Origin of the sequence: Mesorhizobium argentiipisi (SeqCode) (assembly GCF_037179585.1) — a bacterium.
GTDB lineage: Bacteria > Pseudomonadota > Alphaproteobacteria > Rhizobiales > Rhizobiaceae > Mesorhizobium > Mesorhizobium argentiipisi.
Map to the genome: position 1 here is coordinate 18,034 of NZ_JAPYKO010000039.1, position 26,071 is coordinate 44,104.

Here is a 26,071-nt window from a genome sequence, read left to right on the forward strand (position 1 = left end):
GGCCTGCCGGCGATGGTCGAGGTCACCCTTTGGGGCTCGCTCAGCGCCGTCGCCGGAGGCAAGGCCAAGCACGACATTGAGGCCAAGGACATAAGGGAGCTATTCCGCAAGCTTGCGGAACAGTATCCGGGCATCGAGCCGTGGATCGACCGCGGGATCGCGGTGGCGATCGACGGCACGATCTATCGCGACACGTGGTCGAAGGAGCTGCCGCCAGGGGCGGAGATTTTCCTGCTGCCGAGATTGGCTGGCGGGTGAGCGAACCGGCGGCTGGCTGCCACCACGCCTACCATTGGTTGTCGAGCCACTCACGCAGCTCCCGCTGCTCCTTGCTTTCGGCAACGGGCGGCGACGAATGCGTCGAAAAATACCAGACTGCCGCCAGAACGCAGGCGCCCCAGACACCGGCGAAGATATGCGCAGCCAACTCCATCCGCGGGTTTCCTCGACAAGCGCCGCCAATATTAGCACTTTCGAATTTAGGAAACCAGCATATGTCTGGCGACCGTTTCGGCCGCGTTGGGCTTGGCGCTTATCGTCTAAGCCCGAAAAAGCTCAAGATGGCGAGAATGATAACGACGAGGCCGACGAGATAGATAATGCTGTGCATGGCAGATCCTCCTGTGGAGGATAAATCATTAGTAGATGCTAATGTTCCGCCGAGTGACTGTTCCCGGCGTCCTTCGTTCGGAGGGCGATGACTTTAGCATAGGCTGATATGACAATATCAGCCGGCGCCCTGTATCTAGTCCGTGCCCCCGCCGGTCAGGCCCGGCTCGTGGGCAACCCCCGCTTCGAGCCGGGCCGCTCATGATTGTCGGGCTGGTTATCGGTTTGGCCGGTCTTCGCGCATAACGTTGTAGAGAAGAAGCCCCGCGGTCAAAGACACGACAGCGCCCAGCATGTCATGGCCGGTCAGCCCCGAATAATACACAAAAGCAAATGCTAACTCGGCCATGGTTCCAACTGGGTGTTCGATTCTTGCTGAGAGAACCCTTAGGGCGCGCTAATGTTCCTATGGTCCGGCGTGGATCCAGAGCATGATCCCGAACCGAAGCCCGGCGAGTGCAAAAAGTGGGAACCGATTTTCGCAGAAGATCGTGCTCCAACAAAGAGTTAGATCAGGATGGCGATTAAACGAAAACGTCATCCTGATCTAACCTAGCTGCTCAGGAAGCATGACGGCCACCCGACAGTTACGGTTTGCCGCTGTCCTTGGAGCCGACTATCGCCGCCATGATCGCCTCGTATGCGCTTCCGACTTCCTCTTCGATCTCCTCCTCGGAGATACCTGCCGCCCTGGCATCGGCGAACAGCTTGGGGGTCAGCTCGGCCACCGAGAGGATGTCCGCGCCCACATTGCCGCGCATCACATTATCGGTGATCCATCGGCCAAAGAACTCCGCGCCACGCTCGCTCATTCGCCCTGCTCTTTCAGGAAATGAGCCTCGCGAAGGAGCGAATCCCAGCCGGTTCCGGTTGATTCGATGAGCTCGCCGGCCTGATCCAGGGTGATGCCGGTTTCCCTTGCCAGGCGCCCTGCTAGCAATTCGAAGACAGCCTGGTCGCTCTCCCCCAAACTGCCTTCGCGATGCTGCAGCGCCTCGGAGATCACTTCGAAAACGCTATCGACTTCTTCGTTGATCTCGCTGGCTGGGATGCCTTCGTGCGCGGCCGCCTTCATCACCTCGTCGGCAAGATCGCCCACCGCGAGGGGATCCTCCGTCATGACGTTCGGCAGATGCTCCGCCATCCATCTGTCGAAGAAGTCGAGACCGCGCCTGCTCATGTGGCCTTAAGCGCGCGAAGAACATTAGGTTCCGCTGATACGGACTGAGGTCCCACTCGCCGGCGCATTGGTCCATCGCGTGAAACCTAAGCCCCGCAGTCTCATTAGGGCTGCGCTGACGAGCAATCAGTCCCTTCATCGTCAGTCGGCTGGATCGTCCGTCACCTGCCCGCAGGTGGCGGGCATCCGAAGAAAGAACAGGGGCTGGGGACAGAGGTGGACAATGTCGATTTCCGAGGAGTTGCGGGACGTGAGTCTTCGCTATGAATGCCCAAATTGCCGCCGGCCGATCATCAGGAACGGTTCATGGTTCAAGGCGGTGAGCACCTTCCATTGCGACGCCTGCAAGGCCAAGCTCAGGCTTGGCTATTCGGCCAAGCTGGCGCTTTTCGAACGCCACGGCAAGGCGGCGTGACCTATGCGGATGAGTTCCCGCGAACCTTTTCGCCAGGCGCTGCTTCCCTTCCGGGAGCGGCTCGAGGTGGCCGCAAACGACAACGGCGCGCTCCACCACCGCGATCTTTCCATTCTCGTCCCGGCCGATGACGGTCTTGCAAGGACCGCCGTGAAAGCGGAGCGGATGGGCATTGCGGCGGCGGTTGGCATAGCCATCAGCCTTTTCATCGGGCCGGTGGTGTTCACGTGCCTGATGCTGGGTGTGTGGAACGCGGCGTTGGACAGCAACGGAGACAAGCATGATCGAGACTTCCAGGATCCTGGAAACCAAGGTGGCGGGTTTGCAAGACAGGCTGAGGGAAGCCAACCTCAGCATGGATGACATGCTGGCCTTTCAAAGGGTCGCGGACGTGCTGGACAATGGCCATGGCGGCATCGACGTCGACGACCTGATCGCGCTTTCGTTTGTCGTGCCGGATGAGGGTTGAGGGCCGGAAGGGTCGGCCCTAGCTTGCCGACATCACCCGCTGGGATGCGCTGGGCGCCTCGCCGGGGCAAGGCCAGGCACGATATCGAGGCCAAGACCCTGTTACGTTGCTGCTGCCAATGCAGCCCTTAGCCGCTATTCGTCGCGCCAAATGACACGCCTTTCCCATCTTATTTCCTTCAGGCGCCGAAAACGGATGGTCACAAGCTCCTGCCCATAGGCATGAAAGAGTTCGGCGGACATCCACTCCCGCTTGCCGCAGACCTGACAACGTACCTTTTCTCGCACCTGCTCGATGGAGACGTTGCCGATCACCTCGCGCAACTCGATCGGTTTGTAGTGGCGTGTAATATGGCAATGGCCGCAGGAGATGCGCGCGATCTGCCCTGCCTCATGGGCATGCATCAGCGTCCAGGCCTGGCCTCGTGGCCACTTTTCGGGTTGTTCCGGCATACCGTGAAATGAGGAACATATTCCCATGCGGTCAAGGGGTGCCTTGAGTCTTTGTTCTCTTTTTGTTCACTGGTAATGAAAGGAGACAGAAAAATGAAACCGATGCGTGCGACCAAAGCTGAACAGCCCGAAATATATACGATCGTAAAGCGCGAGATGCCTGCCATTCACCGCGCCGTCGGCAAGATGGCCAAGCAACTGCGCGGTCTATCGGATGTCAGCCAGAAGCGGGCGATCGCGGAACTCACGGCGGCCTGGATCGTGGCAATTTATCCGGACGATCTGGGATTGGCGATTTCACTTTCCGATGCAATGCGCGAACAGACCGACATCATCCTGAAGGAAGCCTGGGAGCACAGAGAGCGACAACAGCGCCACTGATGGTCGGGCGCAGTCACAGCATTCCGCCGCCTTCGGTGATCGACCGCGACATGCCCCGCCAAGTCGCCCTGCCCGACGACATCTGCACAGGGCGCAACTTTACGCTGATCCAGCGATTCCTCGATCAGGAGGGCCTTTCATGCCGGATCAGGGCGGTGATTGCGGTCTGGGAAGATGGCAGGCAGGAGCAATGGCGGCTGCATTGCTTCGCGGACCCGGATGCGGCGAATGCCTTTGTTGCCCATTTCGGGGGTATAGCGTTCGATCCGAAGCGGGACCGGGAGAACGGGCGGGCACGCGGCCTCTGGCGCCGCCCGGGCGCCTATAAACGAATTCTAGAAATCGGACCGCTCAGCGTGCCGGAGCCGCTTCGCAACTGAACTCAGGCGCGCTCTGGCCTGACCGTTTCAACCAACAACGATCCCGCCGGCAAGGGTCGCAACAACTCGCTCTCCGGTCTCGACAGATCGAGCCAGGCCCTCCAATTCTCAGGTCGAAGAACAACCACCTGCCGATTGTGATACGGCGCGACGTCCGGCCCGGGATAGGTCGTCAGCATGGTGAAGGTAGGAGGTTTGTTGCCGGCCGCCTCACGCCAGAGCCCGGCGATAGCCAGGAACGAAGCACCGTTCGGAGCGAAGCGGTGTTTCGCCTTCGGGTATTTGTTGCCCGTAAACTCGAAGAAAGCAGAGGCCGGCACCAGGCAGCGCTTGCTGTCAGCGAACCGGCGACCTTCGGAGCGGAAGTTGAACACCGGCCCTCCCTTCGGTCCCGACGGGGGAAAGCCGAACGTCATTGAGGCGAGTTCGACGTCATCGCCGGCAGCTCGCATGATTGGCGCCGGATCGTTGATGCGTATGTCGTCAGCTTGGGGAAGATCAAGCTCGGCTTGGTGCGTTGGGATCTTCAGCGCCAGCTCGGCCATCATCCGGCAGTACTCGGCCCAGGCGATATGCTGCTCGTAATCGTTGCACATGGAAGCTCATTCAAATGGATCGCGCTCCACCAGAATATCAGCCTCTGCGGCGGCCTCCACAAAGGCTTTTCGCGCGTGCCGTGTTTCGTTCAGCCCTCGGAGGACGCGGAGGCAAGCCTTTCGCGCCGCTATGTGCTTCCGGCCGGTCGGCGCGGGCCATCGGTTTAGGAGAATATCTGCCGCCTGCGCCACGCGATCAACCGTGTAGATTGTGTTGCCCGATTTGCCGAGCGCAATGCGCACTGGCTTCTCAAATCGCTGATCCTGCACAGCCACGCTCCGCCATACGCCGTACCGGATTCAAGTCGTCGTCTCGGCATCGGTTCCATTAGCTCATACTAATGGGAACATTCCCGTGTTGCGACTGTTCACAAGAACAGGCCAGGAGATGCAGAGATGGCAGACGACAAAACCAAACGGGGTTCTCGCGACCGCGACCTAGTTTCAGCCGACGATGACTACGAGGTCCGCTATTTCGCCAACCAGCATGGGATTAGCCCCGAGCGCGTTCGTGATCTCATCAAAGAGTACGGCAACGACCGAAAGACTTTGGAGCGGGAGGCGAGGAAGCTTCGAGGATGACAAGGGTTTCCGAGCTCGGCCGTCCGAAAGAGGTGACGGTGCACTGCCAGCCGGACGCCAATTCGTACTTCTATCGATGTGAGACGTGCGGTCAAATGGTCGACTGCAAAGACATGTGGCAAGTCCTGTGGCACGAGCAGGATGAGCACGAGCCGCTTGAACTAGACAGCTAGTCCGGAATGCGGCGATAGCGGAAGTGATTGCGAATATGGTCGTTGAAATAGCGGCCTTTGACAAACGCCGACCGGAACGCGGTGTACGTCTCTGGTGGCACCCCCTCAAAATCATAGCGCTTTCCGCTGGCCACGAACCAGACGGACAATACTCTACTCGCCGGATCGTATTCGGTTTTCCTGATCGAGGTGGACGGCATGGCGCACCCGCTGGTTTGCAAACCGCAAACGATCGGACCCCGGCTTTGGTTTCACGAACACGGACCTATAACGCCCCCATGAAGGCGACAGCGACTTGCGATTCGAAGGCGGGCACATTCACTCTGGTGAAGGGCATCTGGCGAGGAACGTTCCCGATTGCAGACCTGCCGAAGTGGCTGAAGTTCTACAACGATGCCGTCGTGCGCTAGTCCCCCTGCCGCTTGCCTCACGCTTCCTGAGCGCGTGCATGCTCGCCGGTTGAGAGCCACCTGTAATCTTATTGCAGCGAGCAAAATTGTTACAGGAACGGCTGAATCCGCATGGGCCATGCGGCATACAACAAATGTTAATGCCTATTGTTCCTGGCTAGAAGAACCAGGACGGGCGACGGTTAACGAGGGGCTCAGGGGCGATGAAGATGCGGCACAACGGTTCTGCCACACCGGAACAGCTTGCGATACTTGCAGCCGCGCTCAAAGAGCTTGGAGCCGATCTGCCCTTGGCCAGTCCCGAGCGCGAGACGCTGGCGGCGGAGATCATGACGCTGTTTGAGAACGGCGTCGAGACGCTGGACGAGATAAAGACAGCGCTCTCAAACTCATAAAAAAGCCCGCCGGCCGGAACCAGCGGGCAGGTGCTGAAGGAGCCTGAAGGGCGCACACTGGCAACGTGCGCGGCAGGCTACTCGGGAACAGCGGAAAGCCCGGGTTGTTCCTCCGATACCTATATCCGACCCGTCAGTCGCAATGCGCGTGAGACGAACGTCGTATCCGTCAACTCATAAGTCCTTCAGTACGAAACCTTTTCTAGACACGGCCATTGGGGAGTGCTGGCGAGCATAGTCCTTTCGTCGCCAACTCATGGATGCCCCCACTGCCTGCGATGACGGTGGGCATCCATCGCCAAAGGTGCCGGATTGCCGATTCCTCAAGAACTGAACGACGAATACCTCACTTTTGAGTGCCCACGGTGCGAACGCCCGATCATTCGAAAGGGCACATGGTTTAAGACCATATCTTCATTCAAATGCCCGTCGTGTAACGCGGCGCTAAGGCTTGGATATCCCGAGAAGCTGCACCTCTTCGAGAAGCACAGGCGCCTGATGGGCGGACTCACAAAACCGATGATGTAAAAAAGCCCGCCGGCCGGAGCCAGCGGGCCTGTGATTCTCAGATACAATCAGCCCGCGGGCGCCGTCGGTGCCGAAGGGCTAGCGACGATTGCGGAAAGCTTAGCCTTCCGCACGAGTATGGGCTTTTCGTAGGTCTTCTTCATGGGCACCCCCGGTTGATCCTCAGACGCCGAGAAACTGGCCCGTGCTATCGCTGGTTGTCAAGGCGGAAGGCAACAAAGCGGTTCTCTGAGAGTTGGGGTTCTGTCCAACAGGCCAGAGCAGCATGACCAAATATTATTTCCACGTCGATAACGGCACCTTCACCCCCGACCAAGAAGGGGTCGATCTCCCGGACTTGGATGCGGCGCGGCAAGAGGCCGTGCGCGCTGCCGGCGAGATGATAAACGAGAGCAAGCAGTCCTTCTGGGATCATATGACGCCATGGATCATGAACGTGACAGACGGCCAGAATCGTCTCCTGTTCACGCTTCAATTCGCGGCGAAAGTCCCTTCAGGGGATGCTCTGTACATTCCGCGCAGCGCGTCTGAGCGAGGCTAGGACGGAATCTCAGAAATACACTGAGAGCGCTACTAGTCCTCGCTCTCGTCTGAGAGCGCGTTCACAAGAAGTTCGATGGACTAACTTTGGGTTAGCGTTTGATTTCCCTGTGGTTGCAAGCATGGCAGCCAAGCCCTGCGGAGTGCGCCTCACACCCCCAGCGTCGGCTTAGTATTCACCTCCAGCGCCTCTTCTGCCTCATCCTCCTCCCCCAGCACCTCGCCATGCACGCCGAGCGCGCGGCCGATCCAGATCGGGTCGATCAGGTGGTCGCGCTTGGGGTTGGTGGTGTTGGGATGGATGAGGATGCTGAGGCCTCCGTGGTTCAGCATCAGCCAGGGGACCAGCGTGGCGAAGATCCCGGTGGCGAAGGAGACCTGGTACATGGCCTGCTCATGCGGGCCGACCGGCTCGTCGCGCCAGTTGCCGAGGCGCACGCGAAAACGCTCGCCGATGCGCTCGCGCAGCCATTCGGCCTGCCGGCGCTGCGCCGCATCGCCGTAATAGATGTGGGCGTGATAGCTGGCGATCTCCGAAAGCGGCCTGACTTCGCTCATTTCGACGCTTCCCTTCGATGATCACACGCCGCGCTCAGTCTAGCCGAAGCACGGTCGCCTTGTCTCCAGCCGCTGTTCCGGCGGCGCTCAGAATCGCCTTCTGTTCAAAGGCCGCTTCAGGGCAATGCGGGCGAAATTACCCAGCGTGCGCGGCACCGGCGCCTCCTCGATCGCCTCGATGGCGCCCTTCTTCGCTGCCTCGTGCCGAAAGCGCTCGACCCAATCCTCGGTGAGGTCGTCGCGCTGGATCTCGAGTTGGGAGACCGGCACGGTGGCCGGCGCCGGAACATCGAGCAATTCGGCGACGGCTTCGATATAGGGCCCCGGGTCCGGCAGGAGATCCTCGTAGAAGAAATGCCGGCGGGGCAATTGCGAAAGATCCACATAGGCCCGCCAGAACGCGTAGCTCTGCTCGATCTGGAAGAAAGCCTGGCTGATGCCGGCGAAGCTGTAGGGGACGGGAGAATCGGCCCTCTTGTGCCGGCTTACCCACACGTTGGAAACGCTGGCGCGGTAGAAGGAAATGGCCTGCCGCAGCCGATCGCGGCGTTCGAGCAGGATGAAGCCCAGATCGTTGTTCTTTCGAATTTCCAGCAGGAAGTCCTTGCCGCACTTGCCCTTCGACCAGCTCAGATGGCGCGGAAACACCTTTATGGCGAAGCGCCCGTTCGCGGTCGAAGCTTCGCGAATCACCGTCTCCTCGAGCGCATCGTATCTGCGCGGTTCCGGACCGAGATGGAGCTGCTTCAGCCATTCTCCCGAACGGCCCATGATACCCGTCGCATTGGTGAGACTTCCCAGCCAGTTCGAACCGCTTCTTCCCTCGGTTAAAACCGCAACCCCCTTCAATCTGTCACACCCCCTTTTTTGCCCGCTGCTGGTCATGAAGCAGGAACGCGCGGCCTCAGCGTTCCGCCATCTTCATATTTGCCATAAGCAGATGGCAGCGCCAGTCCCCCAATCCGTGATTACGCACAACCTCGGAGCACTCCCCTTACCCTTTGCCGCCATTCACGCCGCTGCCCCACAAAGCGCGCTGGATCAAGCCGCGCTTCTTCCGGCGTGACACAAGCTCCACGTCGCTCACCAGCCGCGCCCCGCCCTCGCGCCTCTCCAGCGTGATCTTTCGCGTGTGGAACGCTTCCAGCTCGGCGCGGTGGGCGACGCTGATGATGGTGACCCTGGGCAGTACCTGGATCACCGTCTGCATCATCTTGTCCTGGCTCTTCTCGTCAAGCGCCGAGGTCGCCTCGTCGAGCACGACGATGTCCGGCGCATGCAGCAGAAGGCGGGCAAAGGCCAGGCGCTGTTTTTCGCCGCCGGATAGCGTCTGGTCCCAAGGCGCCTCCTCCTCCAGCCGGTCCTTCAAATAGCCGAGACCGACCTTGTCGAGGGCGGCGTCGATCTCTTTCGTCTTCCAGTTGTCGGCGGCGGCGGGATAGGCGCTGGCGCGGCGCAGCGTGCCGGACGGGATATAGGGGCGCTGCGGCAGCATGAAGAGGCGCTTGCCCGGGTGGAAATCGACGCTGCCGCTGCCCCAGGGCCACAGGCCGGCGATGGCGCGCACCAGCGTCGACTTGCCGGTGCCGGATTCGCCCGAGACCAGCACGCGCTCGCCGGGCTGGATCTCCACCTCGGTTTCCTTCACCACCGAGGTGCCGTCGTCGAGCGTCACGCAAAGATTTCTGAGGCTGAGCATGGCGCCGTCCTCGGTCTCGCCGCGCTGGATGCGGCCGAGCCGGTCGTTCTCCTCCGCGCGCTCCAGCCCGTCGAGCGACATCATCAGCGAGGCGATGCGGTGGGCCGAGGCGTTCCAGTCGGCGAGGCGCGGATAATTGTCGACCAGCCAGCCGAACGCGCCCTGCACGATGGCGAAAGCGGAGGCCGCCTGCATCACCTGTCCAAGGCTCATCGAGCCGTCGAGGAATTTCGGCGCGCACAGAAGCACCGGCACCACCGGCGCGAACAGGCTGGACCCTTGCGAGACCAGTGCCGTGCGCATGTGCTGGCCGGTCAGCCGCGCCCAGCGGCCGAGCACGCCGGCGAAGGTGCGGTCGATGCCGGCATTCTCCTCTTCCTCGCCGCCCAGCAGCGCGATGCTTTCGCCGTTCTCGCGCACACGCGTCAGCACGTAGCGGAACTCGGCTTCGGCCTGGTTCTTGTCTTCGGAAAGCTGGACGAAGCGCCGGCCGATGGCGAACATCGAGGTCGAGGTGATCGCGGCATAGATGACCGCGGTGACGACGAGGAAGCCGGGCACGGTGATGGTGGAACCGCCCAGCGAAAAGCTCAGCGCACCGCCTATGGTCCACAAGACGACGATGAAGGTCGAGGCCGACAGGAAGGCGTTGAGAACGCCGGCGACGAAATCGACGGGCGATTCGGTCGCGATGCGCAGATCCTCGGTCAGGCGGGCCTCGGGGTTGGCGTGGTCGCCCTTGACGAGGTTGAGCTGGTAGTAGCGGCCGCTGGCCAGCCACCGCTGGATGACCGCCGTGGTCAGCCAGGAGCGCCAGCGGCGCTGCATGGTCATGCGCAAGTAAACCTGGGCGACCACCAGGCTGATGCTGCCGGCGACCAGCGGCAGGAAGATAGCGCTCAACCAATAGACGGTGTGGGCGTCGCGCTGCTCGATGGCATCGAAGATCGCGCGGTTCCAGCGGTTGATGCCGTATTGAAAACCGACATTGAGGCAGATGAGCGTGAACAGCCCGATCGTCAGCGGCCAGGCGAGCCTGTCGCCATGCAAACCCCAATAGCCGCGCCCGCTGATCCAGAAGCGCCGCAACAGATATTTCTTGCGCGCCCGCTCGGCCTCTTCGGGCGAAAGCGCGGGACCGGGCTCGATCGCCTCGGGCGGCGGCGACCCGGCATGGCCGATTGCCTCCGGCGCAGGATCGGTGGGCCGCTTTTCGGGCGCGTTCTTGTCGGTCGAAGGTCGTGCCCTCTCTCGCTGGGCCTTCTCTTGCCGCGCCTTTTCTTCTCTCAGCTTGTCTTCTTGCTGCCTGTCTTCCAGCGCCTTGTCCGGCCGTTGCTTGGGCGCGCCACGGGGTTTCGGCGGACGCGTCTTCTCATGGCGCGACTTCGCCGGAGGCGGCTTGCTTGCGCCGCGCTGAGTGGCGCTGTCAGCCGGTCTCGGTTTGCGCTTGGCCGGGGGCATCGCGCCACAACGGCCCAAAAATCAAAAAGTTTCATGCGGGGCACCCTTCGCGGCTACCCTGGCCTTCAGACGCCGTGCCTGCCGGGTCAATGAATGCCCTTGCCGGTGGTCAATCAGGCGGCGTTGCCGCTCTGGGGCGTGCGCCGCGGCTCGAAAAGGGCCTCGGTGGCGGACCTGCCGGTCGCGTCGAGGGCGAGCGCATCGCTCATGGGGAGCGCGGCCGAGAAAAGATAGCCCTGCCCAATCACGCAGCCCAGCGAGCGCAGGATCATGCGGTCGGCGTCGGTCTCGACGCCCTCGGCCATCACCTCGATGCCCAGCGTCCGGCCGAGGCCGATCACCGCCTCGACCACGGCCTGGTCCTCGATGGATTTCGCCAGGTCGCGCACGAAATCCTTGTCGATCTTGATCTTGCGGATGCGGCTGTCCTTGAGTGAAACCAGGGTCGAGAAGCCGGTGCCGAAATCGTCGAGCACGATCGATATGCCCGCATCCGCCAGGCGCCCGACCTTCTCGTCGACCCTGTCGCGGTCGACCGGCGCCTCCTCGGTGATCTCGATCTCGAGCATCGCGGCCGGCACATGCTTGGCCTTCAGGCCGTCGAGGATCATGTCGTCGACATTGCCGGCCTCGAGCTCGCGCGGCGAGAGGTTCATTGCGACGCGAACGTCCCTACGCCCGTGTTTCACCAGCTCTGCGATCATGGCGCAGCAATTGAGGAACACCGTTTCGGTCAGAAGCGAAAGCAGGCCGGTTTCGCGCGCCGCGGTGACGATCTCGGGTGGCGAGATGGCGCCATGGACGTCGTGATGCCAGCGCAGCAGCGCCTCGAAACCGACGACCGCGTTGGTGTCGAGCCGCACCAGGGGCTGGAACCAGGAGCAGAGGGCGCCGGTTTCGATCGCGCCGCGCAGGTCGCGCTCGATGCAATTCTTGCGTTCCAGCGCGGCATCCAGCCCGGCGTCGAAGAGGCAATATTCATTCCTGCCGCCGCGCTTGGCGGCATAGAGCGCGAAATCGGCCTTGAGCAGCATTTCCGTCAGGCGCGGCTTCTCCGACTGATAGATGCCGATCGAGGCGCCGACGCGCACCGAATTCAGCTCCGGATCCGGATTGGCGATGGCCGCGATGATGGCGCAAGCGAGCTCGCCGGCTGGCTGCCGGTATCTGCCGGCCGAGAAAAGCAGCACGAACTCGTCGCCGCCGATGCGCGCGATCGTGGCACCTTGCGGGGCGTGGTCCTCGATCCGGCGCGCCACCTTGACCAAAAGGTCGTCGCCGATGTTGTGGCCATAGGTGTCGTTGACGGATTTGAAGCCGTCGAGGTCGATCAGCATGGCCACGAACGGGCCGTCGGAGAGCCCTAGCTTGGCGATCGCCTGCTCCAGTCCATAGCGGTTGAGCAGATTCGTCAGCGGGTCGCGCCTGGAGTTGCGCTCCATCTCGGCGGCGAATTCGCGCGCCTCGTATTTGAGACGGCTCGTCTCGCGGAAGCGGGATTGCCCGAGCAGCGCGCTCCTGATCATGCCGCCGAGGAAAAGCAGGATGGTGAAGGCGAGCACGTAATTTTCTACACCGCCATTGGCAAGCACGCAGCCGGCGGCGGTGAGGAGCGGCAGGGTGATGAAATTGATCGAAGCCGGCGCATAGCAGGTGCCGTAGGTGACCGAACCAGCCGAAATGCCGGCAAGCACGATGAGATAGAGCGGCGCCTGGCTGGTCGTGTATCCGTCGCTCAGCAGCGCCAGAAACGACCAGGCGATGCCCGAAGCAAGCGCCATAAGGCCATAAAGGGAAAGCCGGGCGTCCACCGCCCCCTGCCTGTCGTAGGCGGCTTCCGATTGGGCGACGGCAAGCACCACGCGCGCGCCGTTGATCAGCGCGATCGCCACGAACCACAGCACCGCGGCAAGGCCGCCGCCGGACAAGAGCTGCACCGCCAGGATCAGGGCCGAGAGCACCGTACCGATGGGCATCGAGATGAAGATGCCCTTGCTCAGATCCGCAAGCTGGTCGCGCAGGATGCCGGCTTCCACGGCTTCGCTCCTCCCCTCGGAGGAGGGACCCACCACCAGCCGCTCGCCATGCCCTTTCATGTCTCTAGTGGTTAGGCGAGCGGAATGAAAATCGTGTTAAGGATTTCAGCGGTTTACGTCGCATTTCTCCGTTGAATCTGGCCGGCGCCGGGAGCTGGGAGAAAACCGGGCGGCGGCTCCGATCGAGACGGGACCATCGGGCAACGGTTCTGAACGGGGCGTTGCGGGACGAGCGTCGACCTTCGTCCGATTAGCCGCGACTTGCCGCAGGTGAAGGTGGAGATAGCAGCATTGATTTTGCGGGGGCCGATGGCCTATCCGAATTGATCGCCATGGCACGGCGCGTGAAAAAACCTATCGTGTTTGTGTGACCGGAAAGCCCAATCGGAGTCTCAGTCCATGACGCTGACCAACCGCGATCTCATCGAACTCACCGAATGGCGACGCAAGCTGCACCGCCAGCCGGAGATCTCGAATGAGGAGGAAAAGACTGCGAAAGAGGTGGTGAATTTCCTCGCCGATACCGGGCCGGACAAGATGCTGACGGGGCTCGGCGGTCACGGCGTGGCGGCGGTCTATGACAGCGGACAGGCCGGACCGACGGTGCTGTTCCGCTCGGAGCTCGACGCGCTGCCGATCGAGGAGCTTTCGGGCGTCGCACATGTCTCTGAAGTGCCGGGCAAGTCGCATATGTGCGGGCATGACGGGCACACCGCGATCCTGGCGGCACTCGGCCGCCAGTTCGGGCGCGACAGGCCGGCGCGCGGGCGCGTCGTCCTGATGTTCCAGCCGGCGGAGGAAACCGGCAACGGCGCGGCCGGGGTCGTCGCCGATCCGCGCTTTGCCGAGATCGCGCCGGACTTTGCGTTTTCGCTGCACAATCTGCCGGGCGTGCCGTTCGGCGAGGTGCGGCTGAAAACCGGCACCGTCAACTGCGCCTCGCGCGGCATGCGCATCGTGCTCGAAGGCAAGACCGCACATTCGTCGATGCCGGAGACCGGCGTCTCGCCGATGCCGGCGGTGAGCGAATTGATGCCGGCGCTGCCCGCGCTCGGGCGCGGCACCTTCACTGATGAGGATTTCGGCATGGTGACCGTCACCCATTGCGCGATGGGCGAAGCCGTGTTCGGCATCGCGCCCGGCTATGCGGAGGTGTGGGCGACGCTGCGCACCCGCCGCGACGAGCGCATGGCCGAGCAGGTCGCCGCCGCGGAAGCGCTTGCCACGAAGATCGCCGCCAAGCACGGCCTCTCGGTGCGCTTCGACTATCACGAAATCTTCGTCGCCAGCGTCAATGCGCCGGACGCGGTCGAGCATCTCAACCGCGCGCTCGACGAGGAAGGCGTTGCGCGCAGCGAGGAGGCGCTGCCGATGCGCGCCTCGGAGGATTTCGGCATTTTCGGCCATAATGCCAAATCGGCGATGTTCTTCCTCGGCGCTGGCGAAAAGCACCCTTCCCTGCACAACCCCGATTATGATTTTCCCGATGATCTTATCCCGATCGGTTCGCGAATCTTCATGCGCACCGCGCGCAATCTGCTTGGATGACAGAACGCCAGCGATAGCCTCTCCGGTTGACGTCTACCACCATGCCAGTTGACACTCGTTGTGCTCCAGATTTCTTCGCGCGCGATGCCCTGGCGGTGGCACGCGCGCTGATCGGCGCCAGGCTTGGGCTTGCCGGTGTCGGCGGCATCATCGTCGAGACCGAGGCATACCGGCCCGACGACCCCGCCTCGCACAGCTTTCGCGGCCGCACGCCGCGCAACGCGCCAATGTTTGGCGCCCCGGGCGACGCCTACGTCTATCGTTCCTACGGGCTGCATTGGTGCCTGAACGCGGTGTGCCTGCCGGGCAGCGCGGTGCTGATCCGAGCGATCCAGCCGCAATCCGGCATCGGCAAGATGCGCGAGCGGCGCGGCACCGATAACGACCGGCTGCTCTGCTCCGGTCCCGGCAAGCTTTGCCAGGCACTCGGCGTCGACGCCTCGCATAACGGGCTCTCGCTGACCGCGCCGCCCTTCGAATTCGCCCATTCCGATGCCGGTGCGGCCGCGATCCTCGTCGGCCGCCGGATCGGCCTCACCAAGGGCGTGGAAGCCGAGTGGCGCTTCGGCCTCGCCGGGTCGGCCTATCTCAGCCGCAGGTTTTGAGCCGCAACCTTATCCGTTCCCTGCCCCTGTCATGGATCATTCGCGGCCAGCGCGCGTTTGAAGGCAGATGACGGAGGACCAGACAATGGCGACCGACAAATACGAACGCATCAAGCGCCGTGCCTATGAGATCTGGCAACGCAGCGGCGAAGCGAATGGCCAGGACGAGGAGCACTGGCATCAGGCTCGCGAGGAAATCGAGCGCGAGGACAATGGGTTGGGCGAACAGCCGGGTGCTGCGATGCCCGGCGCGGTCACGATACCGGCCGGCCAGCCGGACCCGGTGGCGGCCGAGGCGCTGGCGCGCAAGGCCTTAGAAAATCGCCCGGCCGACGACGATCCGGCGCCGAAGAAGCGCAGCCGGCGCAAAGGCTGACCCGGCCATGGTTAAAAATGTCGAACAGGCATTGGACGACGCGTTGCTGGCCATGCGCATGCTGCGCAAGTCGATCGCCGATCACGGTCATCTGGAAGCGATGGCCGATCTGGATGCCGTGATGGAAACCGCGATTGCCGCGGCGGAGCAAAAACGCACCGACATCGAGCGGGGAAAGTCGACGTGATCAGCGATCCGGCCGTGGCTCTCGGCGGACCGATCGTCCTGTCTCAGCCGCGGCCTCAAACTTCCCTGCTGTCGAAGAGGAACATCTGGACTCCCGATTCATCGGGCGCGTAAAGCCGGCGGTCGGCGCCAGCCGCCTTTCCCTGCGGGCTTGCGAAACCCCTCTTCATCGCTTCGAGATCGTCAAAATAAAGCGTCCCGATCAGGTAGACGTCGGCTGGTCCGGCCACAACCGTGATCGGCCCCTGGCTGACCTCGTATTTCCTCAGACCCGGTATCTTCTTGGCCAGCGGTATGTGCGTCTCGAAATAATGCTTGTCGAACGCCTTCGCGTCAGCCGGCTGCTTGTAGATTACGACCATTCCAGCCATAGCGGTTCTCCTTTTTCGCGGCGGATGAAGCAGAGACGAAACCGCGGATGGAAACGGAACGAGGCGCTGAAAAATTTCGGAAGCGCAGACGGACGACGATGGCGGCAGTCCCGCCCTGCCCCTTGCTTTTCGCCGCTATCTCGCTTGTACGAAGGAGCGTTCTGTGTTCTCTCCGCCTTAAATTAGCAGGGACTCAAGGATGAGAATTGCGGTGATCGTCGCGCTGAGCGCGGCAGTGGCGGGATGCGTGTCCTCTCCCATCGATGATGGCGCTTCGCTGTCGCAGCAGGATCCGAAATGGACATCGCCGCAATGCCAGCAGGCCCGTACTGCCGCCGCTGACTATGCCCAACGCGAGAAGAACCATCCCGGTTGGGGATTCGGGGTTCTGCTTGGGCCTTACAGCATGGGAATGGTTGCGGCGGTGAAGGAGCATGAGCAGCAACAGCGGCGGCTTCTCGCTCGCCAGATGCATCTGGAGTGCTCAAGCCAGCCGCTGCCGAAGGAGCTCGATTTCGATCCGGCAACCTACGCGCCCAAAAAAACGCATTATCCGTAGGCGGGGGACCGCGCGTTCCGGTTTACTCCATCAGCCTTCGCTCCACGCTTTCAGCAGCGGCCCGTCGCCGCCGAAGAGCGGATCCTTGTCGGGCCGGCCGACCTTCGGGATGGTGCGCAGCGCCTCGGCATGCTGCTCCGGACCGCGACACAGATCATATGTGCCGAAAGGCGGATAGGCGCCGACCACCAGAAGGTCAGCCGAGCCGGACAGGCGTTGGTGGCCTGTGCCTGCCGGCAGAACCGCCACGTCGCCGGCCTTGACCTCCAGCACCTTGCCCTTGTCGCCGCCGAAGCGGACCTCGGCGGCGCCGCGCGCGATGCCCAGCACCTCGTGGATGCGCGAATGGTAATGGACGAAGCCGTAGATGCCGTTGCGCCAGCTGTCGCCCCAGCCATTGGCGCCGAAAATATCCTCGAAGACGGCAGCCGGATCGACGTCGTCCGGCAACGGCACCGCGCCGGGATAGACGAGCATCGGCCAGCGCGGATGGTTGGGCACCAGCCCGTCATCGGCGAAGCGGAAGGTGAGTGGCTCCTGTTTGTCGACGGGTTGCGCCATCTTTGTCGCTCCTGCAATCTTATCGTCTCGTCTAACGGCTTCTTGCGCGTTTTGCTCCGGTCAGTCCAAGGAGATTACGATGACTGCATTTCGCCTTTCGACAATCGGCTTTCTTGCTTCAGCGCTCGTGTCGGCCCTTTTCGCTGCCGCTGGCGTCAGCGCTATGGCGGCGCCCGCATCCGCTACCACGCCCGCCGCGACCGCTAACGCGGCGCTCGCCCAGAACCTCTACAAGCTCTGCCGCCAGATGAAGAACGACGACACGGTCCGCCCCTATTCGCACGAGCTTTACGGCGGTACGGTCAAGGCGTTCAAGAAGCTGTTTCCAGACGCAAAGGGCACGCCGTCGGAATCGGAACTGCAGACGCAGGCCAATTACCGCTGCATGAACGGCAAGGTGCTGGCCTGCTTCGTCGGGGCCAACCTGCCCTGCGCGAAAATGAACGCGGCGCGCGACAATCCCGGCGCGGACGAGTTCTGCAAGACCAACCCCAATGACGACTTCGTGCCGGCCTTTGCGACCGGTCACGACGCCGTCTTTTCCTACAAATGCCGGAACGGAAAGGCGACGGTTGCCGGCAAGTCGTGGCAGCTCGACAAACGCGGATTTGCGAAGACGCTATGGGCGGTGGTTCCCTAGCCTTGAAACGGTTCGCAGCCGGGCCGCCGGCTGCACCTCGAGCATGACCTTGATGGCGCGGCGTTCGTCCATCGCGCGGTAGCCTTCGGCGACCTCGGGCCAGCGGGAGGTCGAAGACTTTGCCAGGCTTGATGCGGCCTTGCAGCACGCGCTCAATCAGGTCGGGAAGGAAGCGGCGCACCGGCGCCGGACCGCATGCGCTTCTGGCCGAAGAACACTCTCCGGCCGTCGAAGCTGACGCCAACATACGCCAACGCCGGGACGCGCATCGCAGGCCGAAACTCGACAATGCGCAGATAAAGACGCTTGACTCATCCTCTCCCTTCCGGACAAGTTACGTTGTCAGACATCTTACATACGAGAGGGAGGTTTCGTGAGGAGATTTATCGCTTGTTTCGCGTTGGCTGCCGGCGCGCTCGCATTTGCGTCGGCAGCGTGGGCGGGAGAAACCCTGGATCGCGTCACAACCAAGAAGGCCATGGTGGTCGCGACCAACAGCGGTTGGCCACCGCAGAGCTTTCTCGACGAGAGCAACCAGTTGGTCGGTTTCGATATCGAGGTCTCGAAAGAGATCGCCAAACGGCTCGGCGTCGAGGTCAGCTTCGAGACGCCCGATTGGGCGACCATGACCGGCGGCCACTGGCAGGGCCGCTATGATCTCGGCGTCGGCTCGGTGACGCCGACCAAGGCCCGGGCGAGGGTGATCGATTTCGCCGGCATCTATTACTACAGCCCTTATGTCTATGTGGTCCACAAGGACAGCAAGGCGAAATCCGTGGACGATCTGAACGGCAAGGTGATCGGCGTCGAGACCGCCACCACGTCGGAAGATTTCATCCGCCGCCAATTGGAGATCGACGCTCCCGGCCTTCCGCCTGTCGAATACAAGCTGCAGCCTGGCGAGATCCGGACTTTCGCGGATTCCATGCTGCCCTTCGACGATTTGAGACTGGGGGACGGCGTGCGGCTCGACGCGGTCATCGCGCCCGAGCAGACCGCTCAAAACGCCATCAAGAACGGTTACCCGCTGCGCATTCTCGAGGGCGACTACGCCTTCCGCGAGCCGCTGGTGGTGATCGCCGACAAAGGCGATGCCGAGTGGACCACCAAGATCGGCGGCATCATCGACCAGATGAAGAAAGACGGCACGCTCGCCACGCTGACCACCAAGTGGTACGGCAAGAACTACAGCGCCGATTGACGCTCATCGCGGGCGGCCCCTCAAGGCCGCCTGCTCCATCAGAACCCATCATGACCTATCCCGACACCTACTATCGACGCACACTTGCCGACGAGAAGGTCAGACCACCGCTCGCGGGTCCGGCCGAATGCGACACAGTCATTGTCGGCGGCGGACTGGCCGGTCTGACGACGGCGCTGCAGTTGGCGCGGGCCGGGCAGCAGGTCGTGCTGCTCGAAGCCGAGAGCATCGGCTTCGGCGCCTCGGGCCGCAACGGCGGCTTCGTCAGCCCGGGCTTCGCGACCGGCAGCGACAAGATCGCCGCGATGGCCGGCGCGGCGGCGGCACGAGAACTGCATCGGCTGTCGATCGAAGGCGTCGATTTCGTGCGGCACACAATCAAGGATCTCAACATCACGGCGGCGAAGCCTCGCCCCGGCATCATGGGCGTGCTGCGCCATGACGGCGGCGCCGAACTGAAGGCTCATGCAGAGAGGCTGGCGCGGGATTTCGACTATCGGCTCGAATATCTCGAGCGCGACCAGGTGCGCGCTGTGCTGCGTTCCGAGCGCTACTACCAGGGCCTGCGCGATGCCAACGCCTTCCATATGCATCCGCTGAACTATCTGCGCGCCATCGGGGCGGAGATCGAGCGGCTGGGCGGCAGGATTCACGAAGGCTCCAGCGCGATCGAGGCCAGACTCGATAGCCCGCACAAGAGCCTACGCACCGCAAGCGGCGAAGTACGCGCGCGGCAAGCGGTGTTTGCCACCGGCGGCTATACAGGACCGCTGGTCGGTCGGCTGAAGCGGGCCATGTTGCCGATCGCAACCTATGTGATGCTGAGCGAGGAAGCCCCCGATCTCATCGCCGGCGCCATCGCGACGACAGATGCCGTCGGCGACAACCGCCGGGCCGGCGACTACTACCGCGTCGTGGAGGATGGAAAGCGGCTGCTCTGGGGCGGGCGCATTACCACGCGGGCCGCTTCGCCGGCGACGCTGGCCAGGGAATTGCGCCGTGAGATGGTGGGAACCTACCCTCAGCTCCATGCGCTCAAGACCGAACTCGCCTGGTCAGGACTGATGGCCTACGCCCGCCACCTGATGCCCCAGATCGGGCAGCTGCAGCCAGGCGCCTGGTATCTCACCGCGTTTGGCGGGCACGGCATCAACACGACGGCCATAGCCGGCAAGGTGGTCGCCGAAGCGATACTGGGCCAGTCGGACCGCCACCTTCTGTTCGCGCCGTTCGGACTGGCCTGGGCAGGCGGGCCGGTGGGGCTTGCCGCGGCGCAACTCACCTATTGGAAGCTGCAGGCGCAGGATTGGTGGCGCGAACGCCCCCGCTAACCAGAAGGGATATCGACAGGTGATCGGCAGACTGCTGCTCAACTATCCGGACGCCGCGCGCCGCATCGGCCTGTGCCTGGCGCTCGCCGCTTTCGCCGCGGGCCTCTACGGTCTCGGCATCAAGGCAGACTGGATCGGCAAGCTGATCCCGAGCTCAATCGAGTGGCTTGCGGCCAATCCCGCGGTGGCGCGAGCCGTCTCAGCGGTGCTGATCGCGCTGATCGTGGCCGCCAACTGGAAGGCGCTGCAGCAACTCGGGCGCAAGCAGCAGATCGTGGCCGTTTGGATCGAGCTGTTCGTGCTGCTGATGCTCTTCTTCTACTCCTTCGACCTGTCCTTTTCTTTCATTGCCAGGAAGATCGGTTTCCTCATCTCGCAGGGCGTGGTGACGACGCTCTACATTTCCGCCATTTCGATCGCCATCGCGACGATCATCGCCTTCATCGGCGCCATAGCCAAGCTCTCCAAGAACGGCATCGTCTATGGCCTGGCAACGTTCTACACGTCGCTGTTTCGCGGGCTGCCATTGCTGATGCAGATCTACATCATCTATCTCGGCCTGCCGCAGGTCGGTTATGTGATCGGGGCCGTGCCCGCCGGGATCATGGCCCTGTCGCTTTGCTACGGCGCCTATATGACCGAGATTTTCCGGGCCGGCATCGAAAGCATTCCGCGCGGCCAGACCGAGGGAGCCACCGCGCTTGGACTCAGCCCCAACCAGACGATGTTCCTGGTGATCCTGCCGCAGGCGATGCGCGTCATCGTGCCGCCGACGGGCAATCAGTTCATCGCGATGCTGAAGGATTCCTCCCTGGTCTCGGTGGTCGGGGTCTGGGAGATCATGTATCTGGCGCGCACGCAGGGCCAGACCGAGTTCCGGCATATCGAGATGCTGATCACCGCCTCGATGATCTATTGGATTTTGTCCATCGGGCTCGAATTCCTGCAGTCCCGCATCGAGGAACGGTTCGGGCGATCGCTCAAACGCTGAGCTTCAATGCGGCATCCCCTCCTGGGGAAAGCCGCCGAGATGGCGGCAGGCCAGAGCGGCATGATCGCGGCCGCTTTCGAGGCATTGCACCAGCGGCTTCCTGGCCAGCCATGCATGCACGAAACCGGCAATAAAACTGTCGCCGGCGCCGGTCGTGTCGACGACCTCGACCGGGCGGATGCCGGTCTCGGCGCGTTCGCGGGCCGTCAGCGCCATCGACCCCACGGCACCGCGCATGACGACGGCGCAGCCTGCGCCGCGCGACAAGAGATCCGCGGCCATTGCTTCGGCCGCATCGCGAGATTGGCCAGTCGAGCAGAAAACTATGCTCAAACCCTCCACACCGAGATCGGCGGGATCGGCGTTGACCGAAATGTCCTGCGAGACGCTGACGCCCGCCCGCGACAGGTGCCTGCGCAAGGCGCCGCCATCGTCCAGCCAGCCGATATGGACGTGACCCATCGCCTCCAGAATCGCCAGTTCGGCCTCGTCCGGCGCATAGCCGGCGCAGGCGCCGAAATCCTCGGCGGCAATCAAACGCTCGCCGGACGGCAAGACTTTGATGTCGGTCCAGGCGGTGTTGCGCTGGCGTATGCGCAGGTGCTTGACCGCCACCTGATTGGCTTCGAGCTCGGCGCGGGTGCGTTCGCCCTCGGCGTCGCGGCCGACAGCGCCGAAATAGAAGCTCTTCTGGCCGAGCCGGGCAAGCTGGACGGCAACGTTGAGCGCGTTGCCGCCGACCAGCGAGCGGCCGATCGGCGCTCCGAGGCGGTCGATGCAGTTGTCGCCGACGGTGGCAAATCGAAAGCTGCTCATATCCTGTGCTACGTGGTCAGCGCCGGCGCGGAGACCGGCGCTAGTAGGCAACGCGCTTATAGTAGCGGCGCGTCGTCAGCGGGTGGTTGCGGATTACCTCGAGATGCGCGCTGACCCGTTCAAGCGCGGTCGCGAGCACGATCGGCGAAACCAGCGCGCGTACATCCGGCGAAATGCCGGGCAGTTCAAAATCGGCCGTGTCGAGCACCGTCAACTTGTCCGTGTAGGTAGGCGCGAATGTCTCCACGCGATCGGCCAATGGCCGGGCGCTGTCCTCGCCCTTGAAGAGCACGACGCTGACGTCCTTGTCCACCAGCTCCAGCGTGCCGTGGAAAAAGTCTGAAGCGTGCACGGGGCGGGTCCGGATCCACTGCATCTCCTCCAGGATGCACATGCCGTAATACCAGGCCTGCGGCCAGACATTCCCGGCGCCGGTGATGATGTGATAGTCGGAGGCGGCGAGTTTTTGTGCGAAGCCGGCGGCTTCCTTTTCATAGCTCCGCTTCACCTCCAGCAACAGTCGCGGCAACTGTTCCAGTTCAGCGAGAATCCGTTCGGATTGGGCGAGCTCACCGCGATGCTTCAGCACTGCAAGCGAGATGAAGAGCGACTGGAGATAGAAGGATTCGCAGGACGTGTCGTCCTCGGCGAAGTTGACGAAGACATGGTCCCCGCCCTTGCCGAGCGGCGTCTCCTGATGTCCGACCAGCGTGATCACCGTCGCCCCGACGTCCTTGATCCGGGACAGCAGCGCCACGCTTTCCTTGGTCGTGCCGGAGAGCGAGGGCAACACGACGATCGATTTGTCGGTCAGGTGCACGGATTGGGCAAGCTGCAGCTCGGCGGTGATGTCGACTAAGGCCGGAAAGCCGGATCGGCGCTGCAGCAATTGCGCGGCCGGATGCATCAGGATCGCTGCCCCGCCGGTGCCGAGGAAGAAGATGTTTTGCGCCCCGGCGGCGAGGCACTGCGCCACAACGGCTTCAATGCGCTCGCGCAAGGCTACCGCCCCCGATTGGATGCGCACAAACCGGGCTTCATCGAAATTAAGCATCGTTCCCTCGATCAACTGAGTTGTAAGACAACTGACATCTGCAGGAAGACATTTCAAGAGAAATTTTGCGGATCGGTTCGCAGCATTGCCTATACGCCATGCGATCGCCACGGCATGCCTCCGCTTGACCTGAGCGCGATTGTCCGACAACAAAAGGAGAGTTGGCACAATGGGGAAGAGGGACTTGGACGAGCCGCTTCGGGATGCGCGCACATTGGCGGTTCAGCTGCGCGACCGCTTGGCCGACCTCATCAGGACCGAAGGGCTCAAACCCGGCGACCGGCTCCCAACGGAATCGCAGCTGACGCAGCGCTTCCGCATCTCGCGCCCTGCCCTCCGCGAAGCGCTGAAGCTTCTCGAACAGGACGGCATCATCTCCGTCACCCATGGTCTCGGCCGCTTCGTGACCGCGAACTCCGCTGTCCAGGTTGACCGTCCAATCACGGTGTTCGAAAGCGTGACCGACATGTCGCGCCACTATGGCTACACCACCGTCAACAAGGTCCTTTCTATCGCCGAGGAAACGCCCGATCCATTGATCCAGCAGCAATTGCGCCTGGCGGACGGAGAGCGCGTCATCCGGCTTGAACGGCTGCGGCTGCACAACGATCTGCCCCTCATCTATTCGCTCGACTACGTGCCGCGCAGCCTTTTGCCGGGGCGCCTTTTCGACATCGAATGGAGCGGCTCGCTGCTCGCCCTGCTGGAAAAGCACCGCCATCAGCCGCGTATGTCGGCCGCCTCCGTTGCAGCCGTGACGCTGCCCGACGAAATCGTGCAGCGCAACGACCTGCGCGACTTCGGGCCAGCCCTGCTCATTACGGAAACCTGTTTCGATGGGACCGGAACCCCGGTCGTCCATGCCGCCGTCTATCACCGCGGCAGCCATTTCACCTTCAGCTTCGCACGAAAGTGAAAGCTCAAATGGTGGCGATGGCCGGTGTCAGGTCCGATCCAGATCGAGGGCCCGGCTAGCGAGGGAGCAGCCGCGAGATTTTGAGCCGCGGCGCGAAGAAGCAGCGCAGATAGGGCTGGTTGGTTATCACGTAATGGTTCTCGCAGATATGATAACGGCCGTCCGGCGATTCCTGCACGCGGTCTCGCGGGATGTTGAAACCATCGGGCAAGTAAACATAGCCGCCGTCGGCCCTGGACTGCACTGAGGATTCCGGGATGGGGCGGCAATCCGTGCCGCCGCAACATTTGAAGTTCGTCACCGGGTCAAACTTATTCTCGTACCAGTCATGGGCGTCGGCGCCTGTCGCGGCGGCAATCCACATGGCTGCGACGATGACCCTTCGCACGGCATTCCTCGACGATGTGGAGGCGCTGCTCATTCGAGCATCATCTATATTAGCGTTCCCCCGGAAACGCCATGTTTAGCGCAGATCTGGCGGCGATGCCGGCACTGATCGATGGCCACAGTTGGAGGCCGGAACTTCAAATGGAGGCTCCGGCCTGGTCCGCTCACACCAGCCGCTGCCCGCCGTCGATGTGGATGGTCTCGCCGGTCATGAACTCGTTCTGCATGAGATAGAGATAGGCCGGCGCGATCTCGGCGGGTTTCCGCCACCTTCGCGGTGGAATCGGCCGTGCAAGGCGAAGGCGTGGTGCTCGGACGCACCATGCTGGTTTCAGCCGACCTCGCCACCGGCAGGCTGGTGCGGCCGTTCGACCACGCACTGAAGGCGGTGTCGAGCTTCTATCTGGTCTATCCGCCGGAAGCGATCCGCCAGCGCAAGGTGAAGGCCTTTCGCGACTGGCTGTTTTCGGAGATCGAGCCGGGCTGACGAGCGGTTCAGGAAACCTTCCTTCGGCTCGGCGGTTGATACCGATCCGAGCGAGGTCATGCATGGCGAGACAAGATGCGGCGACAGCCAAACACTCCAGGCGGCCGCGCTCGCGTCCGCTGAAGGGCGAAGAGACGGAAGTGAAGCATATCGTCGAGACGCAGAATCTATCGCCCGCGCAGGCACGAGAGCTGGTGCGGCGCTACGGCAACGATTGGCGCAAGATCGAGGAAGCCGCCAAAACCTACAAAGGCGACGACTAAGCCCGCACGGCGGGCTGAAGCAAATCGCCATGGCCCGGATATCGATGCGAGCGCTCTCGTCGGCGCTGGATCAGATCTCAACCTGAGCGCATTACGCCAGGCTCGCCGGCCTCATCCGCTTGACCGGGACGCTGTCGGCCGGACGCCAGATCCTGAAACTCGATGGTCGCCACCAGATAACCGGCCTCGTCATATATCTTGGTCGTCCAGGAGGTCGGGTCTCCGGCAATGCCGTCGAGCATGGCTTCCTTGGCAGCCCGTTTGGCCTCGGCTTTCGCGGTTTCGAGGCTTTCCATCTCGACGTAGATCGGTGGCAGCGCCGTGGATTCGAGGAACTCAATGCGGAATTTCGGCATTTGGCTCCCCGTTTCCAACGGCAGATGGCGCAGGTGAGATCGATCCATGAACATCGCCGCCGCCATCGCTTTGCTTCTCCAGCACGGTCTCGGCGATATATTCCTTGAGGTCGCCAACTTCTTCGCTGATCTCGTCAGGCCCTATGCCCTCGTTTTCAGCGTCAGCGATACATTGATCCGCCAATTCCGCGGCTACGATTTCCGCAGGGAGCGCTACCGGAGCTTCAGCCTTGTGTTCATCGATCCATTCGCCCACGAAATGCGCCGTTTTGTTCACGAGGATATCGGCCTCCTGAGAGGCTTCGGCTACCGGCACTTTCATCTTTGCACCCATGGAAACCATCCTGAACGATCCTCTTCAACGCCGGTTACTCGCAAAGGATGCAGCGTTCTGTGGATAGTACAGCTGGTCCAGAGATCGACTGGATGAAGGCGCAGGTCCGGCACTCGCTGCATGCCCGGCCGGAACCTGAACCAGGGTCGAACATTCTTGCTGTTGAAAATCACCAGAACTGACCCGGGGGACGAAATAGGTGAGGTCTCTAGGCTTTAGAGCGTC

38 protein-coding genes and 2 pseudogenes are annotated in these 26,071 nt (G+C 62.5%); 21 read left to right on the forward strand and 19 right to left on the reverse strand.

Features of this window, described 5'->3' with window-relative positions; translation table 11 throughout:
• Positions 1-12: 12 nt before the first annotated feature.
• Positions 13-258, forward strand: a complete 246-nt coding sequence (locus tag O7A05_RS31135; protein WP_224513361.1) for a MoaD/ThiS family protein — start codon at positions 13-15, stop codon at positions 256-258.
• A gap of 28 nt (positions 259-286) precedes the next feature.
• Here O7A05_RS31135 and O7A05_RS31140 read toward each other — a convergent pair whose 3' ends face one another.
• The 3 genes from O7A05_RS31140 to O7A05_RS31150 all read right to left on the reverse strand — a co-directional run bounded on the left by O7A05_RS31140 (position 287) and on the right by O7A05_RS31150 (position 1,753).
• Positions 287-433 carry a hypothetical protein gene (locus O7A05_RS31140; protein ID WP_337097111.1) on the reverse strand — a complete coding sequence of 49 codons (147 nt, stop codon included), beginning with the start codon at positions 431-433 and terminating at the stop codon, positions 287-289.
• A 763-nt stretch (positions 434-1,196) separates the two neighbouring features.
• Positions 1,197-1,421 carry a DUF768 domain-containing protein gene (locus O7A05_RS31145; RefSeq protein WP_337097112.1) on the reverse strand — a complete coding sequence of 75 codons (225 nt, stop codon included), beginning with the start codon at positions 1,419-1,421 and terminating at the stop codon, positions 1,197-1,199.
• Positions 1,418-1,753, reverse strand: coding sequence for a hypothetical protein (locus O7A05_RS31150; RefSeq protein WP_337097113.1), 336 nt, complete (start codon positions 1,751-1,753; stop codon positions 1,418-1,420). Before O7A05_RS31150 ends, O7A05_RS31145 begins: the two co-directional genes overlap by 4 nt.
• Positions 1,754-2,039: 286 nt before the next feature.
• Between O7A05_RS31150 and O7A05_RS31155 the strand changes: the two genes are divergently transcribed.
• Together O7A05_RS31155 and O7A05_RS31160 are read left to right on the forward strand one after the other, a co-directional pair.
• Positions 2,040-2,204 carry a hypothetical protein gene (locus tag O7A05_RS31155; RefSeq protein ID WP_337097114.1) on the forward strand — a complete coding sequence of 55 codons (165 nt, stop codon included), beginning with the start codon at positions 2,040-2,042 and terminating at the stop codon, positions 2,202-2,204.
• A 3-nt stretch (positions 2,205-2,207) separates the two neighbouring features.
• Complete coding sequence (locus O7A05_RS31160; RefSeq protein ID WP_337097115.1) at positions 2,208-2,567, forward strand: hypothetical protein; 360 nt, start codon at positions 2,208-2,210, stop codon at positions 2,565-2,567.
• Positions 2,568-2,807: 240 nt separating this feature from the next.
• Here the strand turns inward: O7A05_RS31160 and O7A05_RS31165 are convergent, their stop codons facing one another.
• Positions 2,808-3,077 carry a hypothetical protein gene (locus tag O7A05_RS31165; RefSeq protein ID WP_337097116.1) on the reverse strand — a complete coding sequence of 90 codons (270 nt, stop codon included), beginning with the start codon at positions 3,075-3,077 and terminating at the stop codon, positions 2,808-2,810.
• A 141-nt stretch (positions 3,078-3,218) separates the two neighbouring features.
• Between O7A05_RS31165 and O7A05_RS31170 the strand changes: the two genes are divergently transcribed.
• Together O7A05_RS31170 and O7A05_RS31175 are read left to right on the forward strand one after the other, a co-directional pair.
• Positions 3,219-3,506, forward strand: a complete 288-nt coding sequence (locus O7A05_RS31170; protein WP_337097117.1) for a hypothetical protein — start codon at positions 3,219-3,221, stop codon at positions 3,504-3,506.
• Positions 3,506-3,886 (forward strand): hypothetical protein, encoded by a 381-nt coding sequence (locus tag O7A05_RS31175; protein WP_337097119.1) that lies wholly within the window; start codon positions 3,506-3,508, stop codon positions 3,884-3,886. Before O7A05_RS31170 ends, O7A05_RS31175 begins: the two co-directional genes overlap by 1 nt.
• A 2-nt stretch (positions 3,887-3,888) precedes the next feature.
• On the opposite strand, the gene O7A05_RS31180 is transcribed toward O7A05_RS31175, so the two are convergent.
• Together O7A05_RS31180 and O7A05_RS31185 are read right to left on the reverse strand one after the other, a co-directional pair.
• Positions 3,889-4,482 carry an SOS response-associated peptidase gene (locus O7A05_RS31180; protein ID WP_337097120.1) on the reverse strand — a complete coding sequence of 198 codons (594 nt, stop codon included), beginning with the start codon at positions 4,480-4,482 and terminating at the stop codon, positions 3,889-3,891.
• A 6-nt stretch (positions 4,483-4,488) separates the two neighbouring features.
• The gene (locus tag O7A05_RS31185) at positions 4,489-4,725 is read right to left on the reverse strand and encodes a DUF982 domain-containing protein (protein ID WP_337097121.1); all 237 of its coding nucleotides are present in this window, start codon (positions 4,723-4,725) and stop codon (positions 4,489-4,491) included.
• Between the two features lie 153 nt (positions 4,726-4,878).
• On the opposite strand from O7A05_RS31185, the gene O7A05_RS31190 reads away from it, so the two are divergent.
• Positions 4,879-5,064 (forward strand): DUF3606 domain-containing protein, encoded by a 186-nt coding sequence (locus tag O7A05_RS31190; protein ID WP_337097122.1) that lies wholly within the window; start codon positions 4,879-4,881, stop codon positions 5,062-5,064.
• Positions 5,065-5,233: 169 nt separating this feature from the next.
• Here the strand turns inward: O7A05_RS31190 and O7A05_RS31195 are convergent, their stop codons facing one another.
• Complete coding sequence (locus O7A05_RS31195; RefSeq protein ID WP_337097124.1) at positions 5,234-5,437, reverse strand: KTSC domain-containing protein; 204 nt, start codon at positions 5,435-5,437, stop codon at positions 5,234-5,236.
• 78 nt (positions 5,438-5,515) lie between these two features.
• Here O7A05_RS31195 and O7A05_RS31200 point away from each other — a divergent pair, with 78 nt between their 5' ends.
• The 3 genes from O7A05_RS31200 to O7A05_RS31210 all read left to right on the forward strand — a co-directional run bounded on the left by O7A05_RS31200 (position 5,516) and on the right by O7A05_RS31210 (position 7,111).
• Entirely contained in the window at positions 5,516-5,647 is a 132-nt protein-coding gene (locus O7A05_RS31200) for a hypothetical protein (protein ID WP_337097125.1), read from the forward strand.
• 203 nt (positions 5,648-5,850) lie between these two features.
• A complete protein-coding gene (locus O7A05_RS31205; RefSeq protein ID WP_337097126.1) occupies positions 5,851-6,042 on the forward strand; it encodes a hypothetical protein in 192 nt (63 codons plus the stop codon).
• Positions 6,043-6,835: 793 nt separating this feature from the next.
• Entirely contained in the window at positions 6,836-7,111 is a 276-nt protein-coding gene (locus O7A05_RS31210; protein WP_337097127.1) for a DUF6894 family protein, read from the forward strand.
• 149 nt (positions 7,112-7,260) lie between these two features.
• Here O7A05_RS31210 and O7A05_RS31215 read toward each other — a convergent pair whose 3' ends face one another.
• From O7A05_RS31215 to O7A05_RS31230, 4 genes are all read right to left on the reverse strand, one after another.
• On the reverse strand, positions 7,261-7,668 hold the full coding sequence (locus O7A05_RS31215) for a DOPA 4,5-dioxygenase family protein (RefSeq protein WP_337097129.1): 408 nt from the start codon (positions 7,666-7,668) through the stop codon (positions 7,261-7,263).
• Between the two features lie 87 nt (positions 7,669-7,755).
• The gene (locus tag O7A05_RS31220) at positions 7,756-8,553 is read right to left on the reverse strand and encodes a Stf0 family sulfotransferase (RefSeq protein ID WP_337097130.1); all 798 of its coding nucleotides are present in this window, start codon (positions 8,551-8,553) and stop codon (positions 7,756-7,758) included.
• Positions 8,554-8,662: 109 nt separating this feature from the next.
• Entirely contained in the window at positions 8,663-10,828 is a 2,166-nt protein-coding gene (locus O7A05_RS31225; protein ID WP_337097131.1) for an ABC transporter ATP-binding protein/permease, read from the reverse strand.
• 113 nt (positions 10,829-10,941) lie between these two features.
• Entirely contained in the window at positions 10,942-12,864 is a 1,923-nt protein-coding gene (locus tag O7A05_RS31230) for a putative bifunctional diguanylate cyclase/phosphodiesterase (protein ID WP_337097132.1), read from the reverse strand.
• Positions 12,865-13,263: 399 nt separating this feature from the next.
• On the opposite strand from O7A05_RS31230, the gene O7A05_RS31235 reads away from it, so the two are divergent.
• The 4 genes from O7A05_RS31235 to O7A05_RS31250 all read left to right on the forward strand — a co-directional run bounded on the left by O7A05_RS31235 (position 13,264) and on the right by O7A05_RS31250 (position 15,580).
• Positions 13,264-14,412 (forward strand): amidohydrolase, encoded by a 1,149-nt coding sequence (locus O7A05_RS31235; RefSeq protein ID WP_337097133.1) that lies wholly within the window; start codon positions 13,264-13,266, stop codon positions 14,410-14,412.
• Between the two features lie 41 nt (positions 14,413-14,453).
• Positions 14,454-15,017, forward strand: coding sequence for a DNA-3-methyladenine glycosylase (locus O7A05_RS31240; protein WP_337097134.1), 564 nt, complete (start codon positions 14,454-14,456; stop codon positions 15,015-15,017).
• 85 nt (positions 15,018-15,102) lie between these two features.
• A complete protein-coding gene (locus O7A05_RS31245) occupies positions 15,103-15,393 on the forward strand; it encodes a DUF2934 domain-containing protein (RefSeq protein ID WP_224513334.1) in 291 nt (96 codons plus the stop codon).
• Between the two features lie 31 nt (positions 15,394-15,424).
• Positions 15,425-15,580 carry a hypothetical protein gene (locus O7A05_RS31250; protein ID WP_337097136.1) on the forward strand — a complete coding sequence of 52 codons (156 nt, stop codon included), beginning with the start codon at positions 15,425-15,427 and terminating at the stop codon, positions 15,578-15,580.
• A 55-nt stretch (positions 15,581-15,635) separates the two neighbouring features.
• Here O7A05_RS31250 and O7A05_RS31255 read toward each other — a convergent pair whose 3' ends face one another.
• Complete coding sequence (locus O7A05_RS31255; protein WP_337097137.1) at positions 15,636-15,950, reverse strand: EthD family reductase; 315 nt, start codon at positions 15,948-15,950, stop codon at positions 15,636-15,638.
• A 199-nt stretch (positions 15,951-16,149) separates the two neighbouring features.
• Between O7A05_RS31255 and O7A05_RS31260 the strand changes: the two genes are divergently transcribed.
• Positions 16,150-16,509 (forward strand): hypothetical protein, encoded by a 360-nt coding sequence (locus tag O7A05_RS31260; RefSeq protein WP_337097138.1) that lies wholly within the window; start codon positions 16,150-16,152, stop codon positions 16,507-16,509.
• Positions 16,510-16,539: 30 nt separating this feature from the next.
• Here the strand turns inward: O7A05_RS31260 and O7A05_RS31265 are convergent, their stop codons facing one another.
• A complete protein-coding gene (locus O7A05_RS31265) occupies positions 16,540-17,070 on the reverse strand; it encodes a cupin (RefSeq protein ID WP_337097139.1) in 531 nt (176 codons plus the stop codon).
• A gap of 79 nt (positions 17,071-17,149) precedes the next feature.
• On the opposite strand from O7A05_RS31265, the gene O7A05_RS31270 reads away from it, so the two are divergent.
• Positions 17,150-17,710: a hypothetical protein gene (locus O7A05_RS31270; RefSeq protein WP_337097140.1), complete on the forward strand. Its 561-nt coding sequence runs from the start codon at positions 17,150-17,152 to the stop codon at positions 17,708-17,710.
• Here O7A05_RS31270 and O7A05_RS31275 read toward each other — a convergent pair.
• Positions 17,690-17,952 (reverse strand): annotated as a pseudogene (locus O7A05_RS31275) (hypothetical protein); the annotation flags it as partial. The gene O7A05_RS31270 and the pseudogene O7A05_RS31275 sit on opposite strands and share 21 nt — an antisense overlap.
• A 131-nt stretch (positions 17,953-18,083) precedes the next feature.
• Between O7A05_RS31275 and O7A05_RS31280 the strand changes: the two are divergent.
• From O7A05_RS31280 to O7A05_RS31290, 3 genes are read left to right on the forward strand one after another with little or no spacing between them, the layout of a single operon-like run.
• The gene (locus tag O7A05_RS31280; protein WP_337097141.1) at positions 18,084-18,911 is read left to right on the forward strand and encodes a transporter substrate-binding domain-containing protein; all 828 of its coding nucleotides are present in this window, start codon (positions 18,084-18,086) and stop codon (positions 18,909-18,911) included.
• 50 nt (positions 18,912-18,961) lie between these two features.
• The gene (locus tag O7A05_RS31285) at positions 18,962-20,242 is read left to right on the forward strand and encodes an NAD(P)/FAD-dependent oxidoreductase (RefSeq protein ID WP_337097142.1); all 1,281 of its coding nucleotides are present in this window, start codon (positions 18,962-18,964) and stop codon (positions 20,240-20,242) included.
• A 19-nt stretch (positions 20,243-20,261) separates the two neighbouring features.
• Positions 20,262-21,233, forward strand: coding sequence for an amino acid ABC transporter permease (locus O7A05_RS31290; RefSeq protein ID WP_337097143.1), 972 nt, complete (start codon positions 20,262-20,264; stop codon positions 21,231-21,233).
• A gap of 3 nt (positions 21,234-21,236) precedes the next feature.
• Here O7A05_RS31290 and O7A05_RS31295 read toward each other — a convergent pair whose 3' ends face one another.
• Both O7A05_RS31295 and O7A05_RS31300 read right to left on the reverse strand, forming a co-directional pair.
• Positions 21,237-22,049, reverse strand: a complete 813-nt coding sequence (locus O7A05_RS31295) for a PfkB family carbohydrate kinase (RefSeq protein WP_337097144.1) — start codon at positions 22,047-22,049, stop codon at positions 21,237-21,239.
• 40 nt (positions 22,050-22,089) lie between these two features.
• A complete protein-coding gene (locus tag O7A05_RS31300) occupies positions 22,090-23,103 on the reverse strand; it encodes an SIS domain-containing protein (protein ID WP_337097153.1) in 1,014 nt (337 codons plus the stop codon).
• A 184-nt stretch (positions 23,104-23,287) separates the two neighbouring features.
• Here O7A05_RS31300 and O7A05_RS31305 point away from each other — a divergent pair, with 184 nt between their 5' ends.
• Positions 23,288-24,019, forward strand: coding sequence for a GntR family transcriptional regulator (locus tag O7A05_RS31305; protein WP_337097146.1), 732 nt, complete (start codon positions 23,288-23,290; stop codon positions 24,017-24,019).
• A 55-nt stretch (positions 24,020-24,074) separates the two neighbouring features.
• Here O7A05_RS31305 and O7A05_RS31310 read toward each other — a convergent pair whose 3' ends face one another.
• Entirely contained in the window at positions 24,075-24,440 is a 366-nt protein-coding gene (locus tag O7A05_RS31310; protein ID WP_337097147.1) for a hypothetical protein, read from the reverse strand.
• A gap of 228 nt (positions 24,441-24,668) precedes the next feature.
• Here O7A05_RS31310 and O7A05_RS31315 point away from each other — a divergent pair.
• Together O7A05_RS31315 and O7A05_RS31320 are read left to right on the forward strand one after the other, a co-directional pair.
• Positions 24,669-24,893, forward strand: a pseudogene (locus O7A05_RS31315) (LysR substrate-binding domain-containing protein); the annotation flags it as partial.
• 62 nt (positions 24,894-24,955) lie between these two features.
• Positions 24,956-25,156, forward strand: coding sequence for a hypothetical protein (locus O7A05_RS31320; protein WP_337097149.1), 201 nt, complete (start codon positions 24,956-24,958; stop codon positions 25,154-25,156).
• A 77-nt stretch (positions 25,157-25,233) separates the two neighbouring features.
• Here the strand turns inward: O7A05_RS31320 and O7A05_RS31325 are convergent, their stop codons facing one another.
• Complete coding sequence (locus O7A05_RS31325; RefSeq protein ID WP_337097150.1) at positions 25,234-25,512, reverse strand: DUF6894 family protein; 279 nt, start codon at positions 25,510-25,512, stop codon at positions 25,234-25,236.
• The gene (locus tag O7A05_RS31330; RefSeq protein WP_337097151.1) at positions 25,493-25,846 is read right to left on the reverse strand and encodes a hypothetical protein; all 354 of its coding nucleotides are present in this window, start codon (positions 25,844-25,846) and stop codon (positions 25,493-25,495) included. Before O7A05_RS31330 ends, O7A05_RS31325 begins: the two co-directional genes overlap by 20 nt.
• Positions 25,847-26,071 lie beyond the last annotated feature (225 nt).